Source organism: Embleya australiensis (genome assembly GCF_051903075.1).
Taxonomy (GTDB): Bacteria; Actinomycetota; Actinomycetes; order Streptomycetales; family Streptomycetaceae; genus Embleya.
This window is the reverse complement of the sequence record NZ_CP182425.1, coordinates 92,867-106,655: the sequence shown is the minus strand read 5'-3', so window position 1 is coordinate 106,655 and position 13,789 is coordinate 92,867. Positions and strand designations below refer to the sequence as shown.

The window sequence follows — 13,789 nt, the reverse complement described above, 5'->3', positions numbered from 1 at the left end:
CACCGACCCGGCTGTGACCGACTCGCGCCCACCAACCTCAGGCGGCGCGCAGCGCGGCATGCCCGGCCTCCCGCAACCGCCGCACCGCGCGACTGTGCCGCTGCCGCAACGACGCGTACGAAATCCCCCGCGACGCCGCGATCTCCGCCGCGGGCGGCGCGCACTCGCGATAGTCCTGCGCCAACATCCGCGCCTGCTCCACGGTGAGAACCCCCTTCTCCACCGCGCCCACGAGCACCACGAGCAGATCCCCGCGTGCGGTATCGGCCGCGTGCGGCCCCACCACCCGGCAGTCCGCCAACGCGGTGTCCGCAGCGTCGATCACCCCGAGCCGCACCGCGCGCATCAGCGCCGCCCCGACGTCCAGGCGCGCCTCCACCGCCGGAAACGGCGCCGACGCACCGGTGTCGGCGGCCGGTTCCGGCGTCAACACGAGGGCAACCCGCGCCCGCCGCCCCGACCCGGTCCCGTAGACCACCCGGTGCAGGGTGTCGCAGGCCAGATTCGCCGCGACCCGCCCGGTCCGCCGCCGATACGGATAGGCGCGGATCACCTCGTACAGACACCCCAGGACATGCCCGGCCGCGTCGTCGAAGCTCTGCCCCCGCACCCGCCGCGCGGACGCCAACCGCACCGCGTGCGGCAACATCTGCTGCACCAACACCCGCCCCGCCAACGCGTCCCCGGAGTCCGCGAGCGTCAACAACGCGATGAGCAACGCATCCTGCGTGGCCGGCGCCGCCGAGCTGATCCCCCGCTGAAGGCCGGCCAGATCCGCGTACGCCCCCAACACCGCGAACTCCCGCGCCCATCCGGCCAACGCGTCACCGCCGCGCACCCCGTACGCCAACTCGTCCCACTCGTCGTTCAACCGCCCGATCAGCCCCGACCGCAACCGCGCACCGGACTCCGGTGAATCGGTGTGCGCGTGGCGGCCGGCCCGCGACTCGCCGTCCACATCGACAAAACCGTGGACGGTACGAGCGTCGAACCGCTCGTCCATCTCCGAACCGGTCCCCGAACGACCGGTCCGCGTCCGGTTCCCCGTCGTGCTCCGCGTGGCGGCCCGCGCCCCACCCCATGCCTCGATCACCGCTGCTCCTCCCGTAGCCGATGCCGAGGACACTCGCCGCCCCACCTAGCCCGTTGTCTGGCCCGATCAGGCATCAACGCAGGTCAGGACCGGGCTAGAAGGAGGAACAACCCCACGGCAACGGCCGGGCAAGCCACCGGCGAGGGCGCCCTGAGGGCACCCCGTCGCCCATCCGGATCCGAGCACCGGGAACCAGCCACCACGGGCACAGAACCGCGCCGTGAAAAAAGCTTGGGCGTCGCGGTCACCACGTCCCGCGCGGGGTGTTGCTGGTTCGTTGCCGAACGTGGGCCGATTTCCGTTGCGGGGCCTGCAACACGCGACGGCCGAGCCAGAATCGGATGCCCAGGCGCGACATCCGGCGTAGTCCGGCCGCCGCGCACATCGACGGACCGAGAAGAGACCATGAACCGTCCCTTGTTATCCCTCCGCGCAGCCCTCGTCTTCCTCCTCGCGGGGTCGACCGGTGCCGGGGGCGGCGTACTGACCGCCGTCTCCGGCTCGGGCAACGCGCAGTCATTGCTCTACGGCGCGACCGTATTCGGGTTGGCGGTGGGGTTCTTCGACCGAATCATCGGTCCGGGCCACGAGTGCCCGACCCCCGTCGCGGGGAGCCCGACCGGCGAACCGGCTCGCGTTCCCGCGATCCGCGACTGACGAGGGACGCATGGGATCACTCCGACCCTTGGACGCGGGCATCACCAAGGAATGCCGCGACTTCGCCGAGGCACTCCGGCGCCTGTTCGCCGTACTCGACGTCTCCGTCCGCGGCTACGGCGCACGACGCTTCCGCGACGCCGGGAGCATCTCCCGCTTCCTCGGCGGCGCGCGCGTTCCGCCCTGGAAGTTCGTCGCCGAGCTCGTGGAGGACGTCGCCGAACACCGGGGACATCCGGTCCCCCCGGACGAGACGGCGCGCCTGCGGCGTCTGCACCGGGCGGCGCTGCGACACAGCGCGGCCGCGGCAGGCCCGGTCAAGGCCGCGCTCGAACTGCAGCTCGCGGAGGCCGAACTGGACGCCCAGCGTTCGACCGTGGAGGAGGGGGTTATCGGCGACGCCCTCCTCGACCGCAGTCACCGCATAGTCGAACTCGAGACACGACTGACGCGCCTCGAGGCGACCTGGGTCGGACCGGAGCCGCCCCCACACCACACCGTCCTGGAGTCGGAGCACGACACACTCGCGCTCCAGGTGCGCAGGCTCTCGGCCGAGCTCGAGACGGCCCGACGCAGGGGAATGGACGCCGAGGCACGCTGCGACATGCTGGAGCGTCAACTCGCCGCGCTGGAACGCAACTGGCCGCGCACCGCCGATCCGGGCGGCGGAGCACAACCGAAGATCCTGCTGGTCGACGACCAGCCGAACAACCTTCTGGCGCTGGAGGAGGTCGTAGCCGCGCCGGGCCACGACATCGTCTCCGTCAGGTCGGGGCAGGAGGCGCTCAAAGCCCTCCTCGACCACGACGACTTCGCGGTGATCATCCTCGACGTCCAGATGCCGGGCATGGACGGCTACGAGACGGCGGCCCACATCAAACGACGATCCCGAACCCGCAACATCCCGATCGTCTTCCTGACCGCGATGGGCCTGGACGCCGAACACTCGATCCGCGGCTACTCGGCGGGGGCCGTCGACTACATCGTCAAACCCTTCGACCCGTGGGCACTCCGAGCCAAGGTCGCCGTCTTCATCGACCTCCACCTCGAACGCCGCGAACGCGGCACGGGCCCGTGACCCGGGGCGTTTGAAGCGGGATTCGACGTCGCCTGGTAAACCCCGACCGCCCGAACGCTGGTACGGGAGGCCGCGGCAACGTCACCCGACCCCGCCGTCGCGGGAGGCGCCGATCACGACGACGGCACAGCACGACACCGTGCGGATCCCGGACTTGCGAGGCACCGACGGAGCGACAGAGGACACACGTCCTCGCCGGTCCGGGACCACGGCGACACGTCGCACGCGCACGGCGTACAAAACACCGGTCACGGTCGCGGGCACGCGACCTACCCATCCGGCCGAACAGCAACGGCGGCGCGTATGGCAACGCCCGCATGTACGCCTGATTCCTCGGCGGCGCACGGACTTCCACTCAGCCGATCTCGCTGACCGGAGGAAACGCCGGAACCGCAGTCACAGGATCGTCCCTGAGCGTGTTCGAGTCCCGCTCAGGGACCGGGTGATCATGGCTCTGAGCTGCAAGAACCTTAGAGCCCCCTAAGTCGGTGCAGCATGAGCAGCGCCGAGACGGCATTCGATGAGCGGATCTCGCCTCGCGCAATCATGTCCGGCACTTCCTTCAAGGAGACCCATTCGATCCGGTCCGACTCGAACGCGTCCGCGGGTTCACCGACATGCTCGCCGGAGTCGGACCAGTAGACATGGTGGACCGCGTCGGACAGGCCGTTGGACGGCTCGACGCTGAGCAGGTGCCGTAGCGGCCCCGGGCGCCAACCTGTTTCCTCGAGCATTTCGCGAGACGCGGCATCCTCGATGCTTTCGCCGGCCTCGGTCTCGACCACTCCGGCAGCGAGTTCCCACCCCCAGGTGTCGGTGATGAAGCGGTGGCGCCAGAGCAGGAGCACACGGTCCTGGTCGTCCACAATCGTCGCGAGCGCGACGGGTCGCTGCCGAATCAGGTAGTGGTCGAGGTGGCGTCCATCCGGGAGTTCGACGTCGGCGAGACGGATCGTGAACCAGCGGTTCGCGTACACGTCCGTCTCGCTGTGCTTGATCCACTGCATGTGTATCCCCCGGGCGGAATGGCGCCGTCTCGTCAGAAAGGCATCGACAACACAGTCTCGACCTTCTCGGCCACCACCCGCACCGCCGGCACGTCGGTATGGCGGGCGAGTTCGTGATGCATGCCGCGCAAGCGGTCGGCGAGGCGTCTGGACTCCATCCCCTGCGCGGCGTCCAGCGTGGCGTCGGCGGCGACCACGGCTTGATCCAGGTCTCGGCATGCGATCGCGAGCGAGGTCATGGTGGCGAACCGGTGGACCTTGCCGCGGGCATGGGTCGATGTCCCGACCGCCTCCTGGGCGTACCGCATCGCCGGCCGATGGTCGCCGAGGCTCAGCAGCGCCTCGGCGGCTTGCGCTTCGACGCGACCGGGCTGAACGTAACCGGTCTCCGGAGGTTCCTCGGCGCGCCGGATACGCCCGTTGGCGTCCTCGGCGCGGCTCAGGCTCGCTCGTGCGGCGTTGGGCTGCTTCATTCGCGCAAAAGCCTTTGCCTGCATGGCGTGCAGGTCGGTGGCGAGCGCGGGAGACAGGTGCGGGCCGGCTGTGCGGATGCCCGCCTCGGCGAAGGCGATGACCTGCTGGTAGTCGCGCAGGTGCATGGCTTGGGTGACCAGCAGGGCGATGACGTACCCGCCGAAAGCGTGGTCGCCGGACGCCTTGGCCATGCGCAGTGCTTGGTGGTAGTACCGCTGTGCGAGTCCCTGTTGGTCGGAGTCGTAGGAGCAGATGCCGGCGATGGCAACGAGGCCGCCTGCCGCGCGGAACAACTCTCGTCCGATGCGATCGGGATAGGTGCCGCGCACGGCCGGGGCCACGGTCTCGGCGAGGAACCGGGTCACGCGCGATTTGGCGGCGAGGCCGCCCACCTGCTGGTACATCCGCTCGTAGTGAGTGCGGGCGCCTCTCAGCATCTCCAGATCTTCGGTGCCCACACGGACGATGCCGAAGTGGGACGTATCGAGGTCGTGGGGTGGGTTCTCCCACTCCCAGACGGGGGCAATGGCGGCCATGCCGGTAACCGCAGGGGTCTCCTGTGCAGTTGCCGCATAGCGGTGGTCGGACGTCCACAGTGCAGGGGCGCGCTCGACGAACGCGGGCAGGGCGGTGCCGGGAGAGCCCTCGGTGCCGGTGCCGGTGTCGAGGTCGATGTCTTGGGGTGTGATCTCACGGCCGAGGCGTTCGGTGAGGACGGCGCACACCAACTCGACGGAGCGGCCCCGAGGGCGCTGGCCCTTGAGCCATCTGCCGACCGAAGTGTGGTCGTAGCGAAGGGCGATCCCGGATGCGGCGCCGAGGTCGTTGACACGTTGTGCAAGTCCGGCGCGGGACATTCCGGAATCGTCGAGCACGGCAGCGAGCAGGTGGTTCGGGCTCATGAGTCCCCTTGGTGTCGCACGTCAAGCCCTGGTCGTCGATCCTAACGATTCTCGGTTCACACCCCGTGTGAACCGAGAACGTGCACGACCGGTTCTCACACCTGCCGCCGCGTGCGTCGGAGCCCCGAGTCTGTGAGAACGGCAATCGAACGGCGAGGAGACCACGGTGCGCGAGAAGCCGCTGATGATCCGGGTGGATCCGTCCGAAATCCCGTGCGGCCGAACCGGGTCACGCTCGACGTCAGTAACGAAGGCGAGACGCCGAACTACGACCGCGACCGCGACCAAGCCCGATGCCTCATGCATCAGTTGCGGGTCGAACCGGCCCAAATGCTTCGTGCTCCGCAGGTACGCCGTACGTCAAGCTGGGGTGACTGACTTGCCGAAAGCCGCCGACCCCGCTGCGGCCGGCCACATACCCCGGCCCGGCAGCGACCACTGCCCGTGAATGCCACCGGGTCGGGCCACCTGCGGGGCGCGGTCGGAGGGGCCCGACTGGAGGTTTACCCTGCGCCGTCCCGACGGCGGCACCGACCCGCCCCGCGCCACCACCACACCGCGTTGGAGTCCTGCATGACCGACGTCGAGGCGGTCCCGGTGACCATCGTGTCCCTGGCCGCCTGGAGCATCCACCTCGAACCCGTCGACCACGTGCGGCCATGGCGCCTGGACGTCTTCGCCGCCCTCGGCGCGGGGTCGACGGCCGCCGTCGCGGCGGCGGTCCCCGCCTACGAGCGTGCCGCGTTCCACCTCACCGACGCGGACGTCGCCGTCCTGGCCGGCACGATCCTCCGGCCGCCCCGCCCGGAAGACCGGCCGCCCGGCCGGGCCCGACTGCTGCGCGACGGAAGCGGGCTACGGCTACGGCTGTTCGTCGACTCCGTCGACGGTGACCTGCCCGAGCCACGCGGCGTCATCCACCTCCAGGAGCACCACCGCCGGATCCTCCTCGACGACATCCGCCGGCACCGCCCCGACCTCATCCCCACCGGCGCCACGCCCGAGCCGAAGCTGTGCCTCGACCCGATGCCCGTCACCGGGCTGACCATCGACCAGGTGGCCGAACTGCACCAGCGCCTGGGTTGGTGGCTCGACAGCGAGGGCATCCGCGCCGCCCTCGCCGACCGGGAGGTCGCGCGGTACTTCGCACGCCGGGCGCCCGAGCGGTGACCGGGACGACAGGTCTCAACCAAGCGCGTGCGCGCCGAGCCGCACTCGACCGCATCGCCGCAGCTGCCGCCACCCGCGACGCGACCGCCCAGGATGTGGCGGCGGCCGGGACGATCGGCGAGCGGCGCAGCCGCCGCACCGACCTGCGCACAGCCGCCGCCGCGCTCCACGCCGCCGTGATCGACGCCCACCGCGCAGGCACGCCGACGACGGAGATCGCCGCGACCGCCCGCACCACCGTCCGGGCGGTTGCGGTCCTCCTCCGCCGAGAACACGAGGCTGCCACACCGCGCCGCGCCGGCAACCGGGCAACCTCCCACCGCACCCAGGTGCTCGACGCCGTGACCGACGCGGTACGCGAGCACGGCACCGCCCACCCAGCGACCCACGCCGCCATCGCCGCCGCGCACGCGCACGGCATCCCCGTGCCCGCCGTCGCCCACGTCGCTGGCATCAGCACGAAGCATGCCACCGGCATTGTTCTGGCGGCGGGTACCGTCGCGCCACCGGCCACCGAGGTGGCCGCGATGCGCGCCGCACTGACACCACGATCACCACCGAGCCGGCCGCCGCCGCGACCGAGCGTAGAGTCTACCGGCGCCTGGTTCCCGGCAACGAGCCCGACCGATAGCCAGGCCGGAGAAACACGAAGCCGGCTCGCCCCCACCTGCGTGGGGACTCCGACGGCGACATCGATCTTCTGCGCGTCGGACGCCGGCTCACCCCACCTGCGTGGGGACTCCAAGCGAACCCGGGGTTGGGCGTCTCGCCGACCCGGCTCACCCCCACCTGCGTGGGGACTTCCTCTCCCGTATGCGCGCGTATAGGGGTACTGGCGGCTCACCCCCACCTGCGTGGGGACTTCCCGGGACGGCCGTCGCGAAACTGGATCTGCATCGGCTCACCCCCACCTGCGTGGGGACTTCTCGGACCGACGCCTGTCCGCCGAGTTCGGCCGCGGCTCACCCCCACCTGCGTGGGGACTTCCGTGGTAGGTGGTCCGTCCGTCGCTCGGCTCTCGGCTCACCCCCACCTGCGTGGGGACTTCATCCGGAGGTTCGCCGTGGCCGTATGGCGTGACGGCTCACCCCCACCTGCGTGGGGACTTCGCACCGTCGACGCCGTTGGTTGCCCGGCCGCACGGCTCACCCCCACCTGCGTGGGGACTTCTCCTCGTTCTTCGCCGACAACACGCGGCCGGCCAGCTCACCCCCACCTGCGTGGGGACTTCGGATCGAGCGCGACGGACAAGCTCAGCTCAGGCGGCTCACCCCCACCTGCGTGGGGACTTCATCCAGCTCCTGGGTAGTGCGTTCGGCCAGATCGGCTCACCCCCACCTGCGTGGGGACTTCATCAGTTCGAGAAGCGGCCTGAGATTCAATTGCGGCTCACCCCCACCTGCGTGGGGACTTCTCAAGGCCTGGGTGAAGGACCTCGGGGAGACCCGGCTCACCCCCACCTGCGTGGGGACTTCTTCGTCAGCCAAAGCACGCGGTCCACCGCGAACGGCTCACCCCCACCTGCGTGGGGACTTCCGCGCGAACGGCTCCCAGACGAACAGTCGCTACGGCTCACCCCCACCTGCGTGGGGACTTCTGTTCGGGTCTGGTTATTTGCGCGCGGCGCGCCGGCTCACCCCCACCTGCGTGGGGACTTCGGAGACCCATGATCCGCATCATCGTCAGTGCCGGGCTCACCCCCACCTGCGTGGGGACTTCGGAGACCCATGATCCGCATCATCGTCAGTGCCGGGCTCACCCCCACCTGCGTGGGGACTTCGCCGTTCCCGGTCACGGCACGCTCAAGCAGTGCAGCTCACCCCCACCTGCGTGGGGACTTCGGCCGATGCTGCTGCTGGTGCCGCTAGGCATGCGGCTCACCCCCACCTGCGTGGGGACTTCGCGGTTGCCGCACGGTCGGCGTCGGCCCGGATCGGCTCACCCCCACCTGCGTGGGGACTTCTGGCGGCATGCGCCGTTGGCAACGTGGCGGGTCGGCTCACCCCCACCTGCGTGGGGACTTCATGGCCAAGGTTGAGGAATACCGCGCAATGGGCGGCTCACCCCCACCTGCGTGGGGACTTCCAAGGCTCCGCTGGCGGGAACGTGGTTCGAGGCGGCTCACCCCCACCTGCGTGGGGACTTCCCGCCCCGGGCGCCACAGATCGCGGATATCTACGGCTCACCCCCACCTGCGTGGGGACTTCCCTTCTTGACCTGCGGGTTCTTGAGGGATTTGCCAATTCGTGATCTTACGAAGGCCATTGCGGCAAGATCTTTGCCTGTATTCGCTTCGGGCGGCAAATACGGCTCAGGAAAACGGTCATATTGCATTGTTTGCCCTGGTTGTGTGGTGGTGCCTTGAGCAGTGGCACTTGAGGACGATGCCCCGTGGTGTATCCACGCTGATTCGGTCCCGCCATGGGGCATCCAGCAAGCATACGAACTCGGGATCGAGTCGGGTGCATCGAGCAGGTCGGTACTCGAAAGGTCGGGAGCCGGGGCTGGGAAACGGCTGTGTGTTTGGGTCCAGCTCCTCGAAGTGGAGCCGACTCGCCACCGGTTCGTCGGCCACACGGCGCCTGTATCCCAGCCCGGGACGATGGAGAACGGCAGCGTTCGGGGAGACGCGCGTTGCGTGGGATCCGGCGGCGCGAACCCATCGAGCCAGGTGTCGGCCGGTCGAGCCGACGCCCGGCACCTACGCCGGACACCTCGTCGGCGCACGATGCCGACCCGGTGGTCTTTTAGGCGACCGCGCCTGGCGTCCTGCTGAGTGCATCGGCGCATGAGGTCCGTCCGAGGAGCGCTCGGGTGCGGGCGAGATCGGCCGCCTCCGTGGCGAAGTCGCCGAGCACCGCGTCGAACAAACGCCTCCCCGGTGCGAGCCGCGGTCTCCGGGCTCGGATGGGTACGGCAAGTCCGTTCGTCCTGATAGACAACGCCTTGATGAACGCGCCCAGGAGTGTTTTCAGCGGCACAGTCACCGAAGCGGCAGGGGTTCCGATCGACGAGCTCGTATCCCGCTCCACACGCGAGTTTCGACGTCTTCGTCGTGAGCCGGTCGGCGAATCCGAACGAAAGAGCTGGGAGAACAGTTGGCCGCCGCTCCTGACCGCGCTCCGCGAGGCAGGGTTCGGCGACCTGCACCTGCTCCTCGAATACGAGCTACCGGGCACCCAACTGCGCTTGGACGCCCTCCTCCTGGGCCGCTCCGTGCCCGCCGACCGCCTCGAGGCGCTGGTCATAGAGCTCAAACAGTGGTCGCACGCGACCGCAGTCCCGCGGATGCCCGGGCTGGTGGAGGTCTCCGGGAGGCACCTGTCGCATCCCGCGCGGCAAGTCGGAACGTACGTGAACTATCTCCGCAACTGGATCGATCCCGCTATCCCGTTGGACGTAAGCGGCATCGCGATCCTGCACAACGCCTCGGACGACCTCGTCGACACGCTCCGACGGCAGGTCGCGGGCGGTCCCAGCGCCGACTTTCCCCTGCTCGGCGCCAACGCCCTCGCCACCGGCCAACTGACTCGGCACGTATTCCCGAACTCCCCGATCCCCACCGGACTTTCGCCGGCCGAGGCACTCCTGACGCAGTTCCTCAGCGCGCGGTACCGGCCTTCGCGCAAGCTCCTCAACCGTATGCGCGGCACCATCCGAGCACACGACCGATTTCAACTCGTCGGCAACCAGGACCTCGCCCGGCAACACATCCTGCGGCTCTCCCGCCGCGAGCCGGACCGACCCAACGGCTCGGTAGTCGTCGTCACGGGAGGCCCGGGCACCGGCAAGACCGCCATCGCCACCCGCGTACTCGCCGACCTGTTCGGACATAAGCATGCCAATCCACGCCTCATGTCCCCCTCCGGCACCGTGACCCAGCAACTGCAGCGCGCCCTCGGCGACGACGCCACAGGACTGGTCGCCACCCTGGGCTCCGGACTACCGTCGGGTCTCACGCGCGGGCACAGCATCGTCCTGCTCGACGAGGCCCACCGAATCCGGCGCGGCGGCCGCGTCCTGGAGGCGATGATCGAGCGCTGCGCCGCGACCGTCTTCTTCCTGGACGAACGTCAAGTCATCCGACCCGGCGAGGGCGTCACCGTTGACGAGCTCCGAACTCTCGCCGATCAGGCCGAGCGCAAGTTCGAATCCGTGGACCTCACCGTGCAGTTTCGGTGCGGAGGGTCCCGGCTGTACCAGGAGTGGATCGACGCCCTCTTCGACCGCAACGGCCGGCCCGGTCCGTGGCCGGGTGGCGCCGACGACTACGACCTTGCCCTTGCCGATTCCCCACATCAACTCGACTCGTGGACCGCCGCACACGACGAGGGTGGCAGCGGTGCCATCGCGCGGATCACCGCCGGATTCTGCTGGAAGTGGACGCCCACCGACCGACCGCCGCTGGCCCCGGACGTGTCGATCACCTGGACCGACGCGGCGGGACCACAACACTGGGCTCGTCCCTGGAACAGCGGATTCTCCACGAACGCCCACCAGGATCAGGACATCCCCGGCCGGGTGTTCTGGGCCACCGACCAGGGCGGCCGACACCAGGTCGGCTGCATCTACACCGCCCAGGGCATGGAGTACGAATACTCCGCCGTCATCATCGGCCCGGACCTCGTTCGAACACCCGACGGCTGGCGGGCCCACCCCGAACACAGCCGCGACCCGGCGATGAGGAAGGTCGGCGCCGAGGAGTACTTGCCATACGCCCTCAACACCTACCGCGTACTCGCCACCCGCGGCATCCTCGGCACCCGCCTATATTCCACCGACCCACAGACACAGGCCTATCTGAAAACGCTCCTGCCGGCGCACGAGAACGCATGGAAGCCGACATAGAGGCCGCCGGCGACGGCCCACATCCGACCGCGACCTCGCGAGCTCCGATACGGGATCCGACCGTCGCCATACTCATGAAGGGTGCGATCTGCGGCAACTCATCCCACACGCGTAGGACTTCTCCGTGAGCCGGTCGGGCGGCGTGCGTCTCCCGACCGGCTCACTGCCACTCTGGAGACTTTGCCCGTTGGCCTACAGGGCCGGGGGCTTACCGAGTCGTGATGTGGATCGGGTTGATGAAGCGAGGGTCCTTACCGAATCGGTCCTTCAAGCCGACGGTTTGCGGTCGGACAAACGTTGCCGTATGCCGGGAGCCAGGATCCACGCCGGTGATCCAACGAGTTCGGCGGTCACCCCGAGCCCGAGGCGGTCGACGAAGCACTCGTTGCGCTCAGGCCGGTGATCACCGGACGGCGATCAGAGTGGGTAGGGCGCCGGTGCTATTCGCGGGGCGGGGAAGGTCGACGATCTTGACAGGGGCGGCGCCAGGGCCGTCCAGACGCAGGTCGTACAGGGCGGAGTCGACGCCTGTCGTCTCGGCGATGAAGAGGACGGATTTGGCGTCGGGAGCCAAGTTCGCTTCGGCGATGCTGCGTTCGTTGGTCGCCGGAAGGAGGCTTTCCACGTTCGTCACCGAAGTGAATCCGTCCGCGAAGGTCACCCGATACAGGGACCGTCCGTTGGCACACACCAGGGTGGTCGGTCCCAGCCAGAACCGCGGCACACAATCCTGAGGGATCGCCTCGCCGCCGGACAGGACCTTCTCCCCGTAGCGGCGCGCCCCGACTTTCGGCGCGTCGGCCACCTCTTGGCCGTTGCGTGCCAAGTGCAGGCTGTACGTGCTGTTGTAGACGGCGGCGACCGTCCCCGAGGGGTTGATGGACTCGACGCCCGCGTCGACCATTTGCCAGGCGAGTGGAGTCCCACAGTGCCGTCTGCGGCAAGCATGAATCCATTGCCGGTAGAGCGACCGCGTTCCACCGCGGACGCCGACGCCGCACGCGGATCCCGTGCGAGGATTCGATCATCGCGATCGTGGTACCACAGGCGGTTGTCGGGGGCGAACACCGGCGATCCGTCCTGCGGTGCGGCATCGAAGGTGTCGGGCTGGGATGCCGGCCCAACGGTCCGACCCGAGACAAGGTCGAACGCGGTTGCCCGTCGGCCCTGCGTACCGGCGGGCACGGTACCGGCGACCATCGTGTAGTCCCGGTCGAACAACTGACGCACCTGTTGCTGATAACGGCGGACGTTGGAAGGTGAACACAGGTAGTCGGGCTTGCCGCCTTGAGGCGCGAAGGAGATCGAACGTTGCCCGGTGACGCGACCCGTCGCCCGGGAGTAGGAGGCGAGGGCCGCCCCGGCGGAAGTCGGCCCACCCGCGGTGTTGTTGCACCACATCAGGGTGACCGTGCCCGGCCCGAAGAGCCCGGTCGAGCCACCGTTCGCCGCAGGCGGGGGCTGCGGCCCGGAACCGGCGGACGCCGCGCCGGTCACCGCCAGGCCGGAAAGCGGCGAACCGCTTCCACTGTCGCTGCACGCTCCCAATAAACCGACCATCAGCGACAGACCGGCTATGGCGACCCCGCCATGCCGTCGACGGTTTTTCATGACACCCCTGTGTGATCGACTTACCGTAACGATGCCGACACTGATGGTCGACTGGGACAGACGAGGGACCGGCGCCGACATGGTCGGCCGGGTCGGTCAGGAGAGGACGCCGAATGCCGATCGAAACAGGTTCCTTGGCGTCGGGCCTATCCGTGCACTCGCGGGGTCTACATCCTGACTGCGTCGATTGTTCCCACGAACACCGAGGCGTTGAGTGGCCCGAGTCCGGTGCCTGTGCTCCACGGTCGTTCGAGAGGTGAGCGCCTGCATCCCTCCGGTACGAATGCCAGGGACCGCGGTGGTCCGGGTGGCGGCGAACGGAACATACCCGTTTGGCCGCCAGCTGCCCACGTGATAATCGCCGGCTGACGTCCATGCTGTCGACGATCGACGGTGGGCGGACTCGCGTTCGACGAGACCGTGAAGGTGGGCTTCAGCGACCCATCCGGACCATACGTGCTGCTCGGCAGCGGTCCGCTCCGCGGACGGTCGCAGAAGATCCGCAGCTCGACCCGTAACCAGGCAAGTCACCGTGGCCTCGTCGATCGGCGTCCCACCGTCAATCTCCAGCCGATACGCACGCCATTGGTTGTACACATCGAGAGCCTGAGGCCTGTCGGCATCCTCGACGGACCGCGTCGAGGTCAGGCTCGACGACCGCGTCGGTATCGGGTCAGCCCTCCGCCTCGGTTTGCCTCCACTACCGCAATCGCTCGCGAGAAGCGCCATCCCCGGCGCGACTATCGCGGCAACTCCCGTGCTGCGCCTCACGTGCCCTCCCGAACGACTGATCACGCACCGAACCGAGGAGGTGCCTCCGTGCCTACACCTGTGACCGCTGCGGACCCGCAACCTGCGCTGCCTCTACCCCACCACTCGACCCCGACAATTTCTGGGGCTCCACGGCTGAGACGACGGGCGCTCACCAACCGACGCCGGCTCACCCCCA

Annotated in this window: 8 protein-coding genes and 2 CRISPR repeat arrays (1 of these 10 only partly in view); of the genes, 4 read left to right on the top strand and 4 right to left on the bottom strand. The window is 69.0% G+C overall.

Features of this window, described 5'->3' with window-relative positions; translation table 11 throughout:
* Positions 1–37: 37 nt before the first annotated feature.
* Positions 38–1,003 (bottom strand): hypothetical protein, encoded by a 966-nt coding sequence (locus ACMXN5_RS50580; protein WP_439681737.1) that lies wholly within the window; start codon positions 1,001–1,003, stop codon positions 38–40.
* Positions 1,004–1,498: 495 nt separating this feature from the next.
* Between ACMXN5_RS50580 and ACMXN5_RS50575 the strand changes: the two genes are divergently transcribed.
* Together ACMXN5_RS50575 and ACMXN5_RS50570 are read left to right on the top strand one after the other, a co-directional pair.
* Entirely contained in the window at positions 1,499–1,750 is a 252-nt protein-coding gene (locus ACMXN5_RS50575) for a hypothetical protein (protein ID WP_439681880.1), read from the top strand.
* A gap of 10 nt (positions 1,751–1,760) precedes the next feature.
* Positions 1,761–2,828 carry a response regulator gene (locus ACMXN5_RS50570; protein WP_439681879.1) on the top strand — a complete coding sequence of 356 codons (1,068 nt, stop codon included), beginning with the start codon at positions 1,761–1,763 and terminating at the stop codon, positions 2,826–2,828.
* A gap of 470 nt (positions 2,829–3,298) precedes the next feature.
* On the opposite strand, the gene ACMXN5_RS50565 is transcribed toward ACMXN5_RS50570, so the two are convergent.
* Together ACMXN5_RS50565 and ACMXN5_RS50560 are read right to left on the bottom strand one after the other, a co-directional pair.
* Positions 3,299–3,835, bottom strand: coding sequence for an NUDIX hydrolase (locus ACMXN5_RS50565; protein ID WP_439681878.1), 537 nt, complete (start codon positions 3,833–3,835; stop codon positions 3,299–3,301).
* A 32-nt stretch (positions 3,836–3,867) separates the two neighbouring features.
* Positions 3,868–5,211 carry a transcriptional regulator gene (locus tag ACMXN5_RS50560; RefSeq protein ID WP_439681877.1) on the bottom strand — a complete coding sequence of 448 codons (1,344 nt, stop codon included), beginning with the start codon at positions 5,209–5,211 and terminating at the stop codon, positions 3,868–3,870.
* A gap of 573 nt (positions 5,212–5,784) precedes the next feature.
* Between ACMXN5_RS50560 and ACMXN5_RS50555 the strand changes: the two genes are divergently transcribed.
* Together ACMXN5_RS50555 and ACMXN5_RS50550 are read left to right on the top strand one after the other, a co-directional pair.
* Positions 5,785–6,381: a hypothetical protein gene (locus ACMXN5_RS50555; RefSeq protein WP_439681876.1), complete on the top strand. Its 597-nt coding sequence runs from the start codon at positions 5,785–5,787 to the stop codon at positions 6,379–6,381.
* A 775-nt stretch (positions 6,382–7,156) separates the two neighbouring features.
* Positions 7,157–8,588: direct repeats of the CRISPR family, unit length 29 nt; unit sequence CGGCTCACCCCCACCTGCGTGGGGACTTC.
* 742 nt (positions 8,589–9,330) lie between these two features.
* Complete coding sequence (locus tag ACMXN5_RS50550; protein ID WP_439681875.1) at positions 9,331–11,229, top strand: DNA/RNA helicase domain-containing protein; 1,899 nt, start codon at positions 9,331–9,333, stop codon at positions 11,227–11,229.
* 403 nt (positions 11,230–11,632) lie between these two features.
* On the opposite strand, the gene ACMXN5_RS50545 is transcribed toward ACMXN5_RS50550, so the two are convergent.
* Positions 11,633–12,133: a hypothetical protein gene (locus ACMXN5_RS50545; RefSeq protein WP_439681874.1), complete on the bottom strand. Its 501-nt coding sequence runs from the start codon at positions 12,131–12,133 to the stop codon at positions 11,633–11,635.
* Between the two features lie 1,643 nt (positions 12,134–13,776).
* Positions 13,777–13,789: direct repeats of the CRISPR family, unit length 29 nt (it continues 811 nt past the right edge of the window).

What these genes read in the sequence shown, in the direction of transcription:
- ACMXN5_RS50560 (WP_439681877.1), bottom strand. Translation starts at nt 5,211, where the DNA reads ATGAGCCCGAACCACCTGCTCGCTGCCGTGCTCGACGATTCCGGAATG.
- ACMXN5_RS50575 (WP_439681880.1), top strand. Translation starts at nt 1,499, where the DNA reads ATGAACCGTCCCTTGTTATCCCTCCGCGCAGCCCTCGTCTTCCTCCTC.
- ACMXN5_RS50545 (WP_439681874.1), bottom strand. Translation starts at nt 12,133, where the DNA reads ATGGTCGACGCGGGCGTCGAGTCCATCAACCCCTCGGGGACGGTCGCC.
- ACMXN5_RS50570 (WP_439681879.1), top strand. Translation starts at nt 1,761, where the DNA reads ATGGGATCACTCCGACCCTTGGACGCGGGCATCACCAAGGAATGCCGC.
- ACMXN5_RS50580 (WP_439681737.1), bottom strand. Translation starts at nt 1,003, where the DNA reads ATGGACGAGCGGTTCGACGCTCGTACCGTCCACGGTTTTGTCGATGTG.
- ACMXN5_RS50550 (WP_439681875.1), top strand. Translation starts at nt 9,331, where the DNA reads ATGAACGCGCCCAGGAGTGTTTTCAGCGGCACAGTCACCGAAGCGGCA.
- ACMXN5_RS50565 (WP_439681878.1), bottom strand. Translation starts at nt 3,835, where the DNA reads ATGCAGTGGATCAAGCACAGCGAGACGGACGTGTACGCGAACCGCTGG.
- ACMXN5_RS50555 (WP_439681876.1), top strand. Translation starts at nt 5,785, where the DNA reads ATGACCGACGTCGAGGCGGTCCCGGTGACCATCGTGTCCCTGGCCGCC.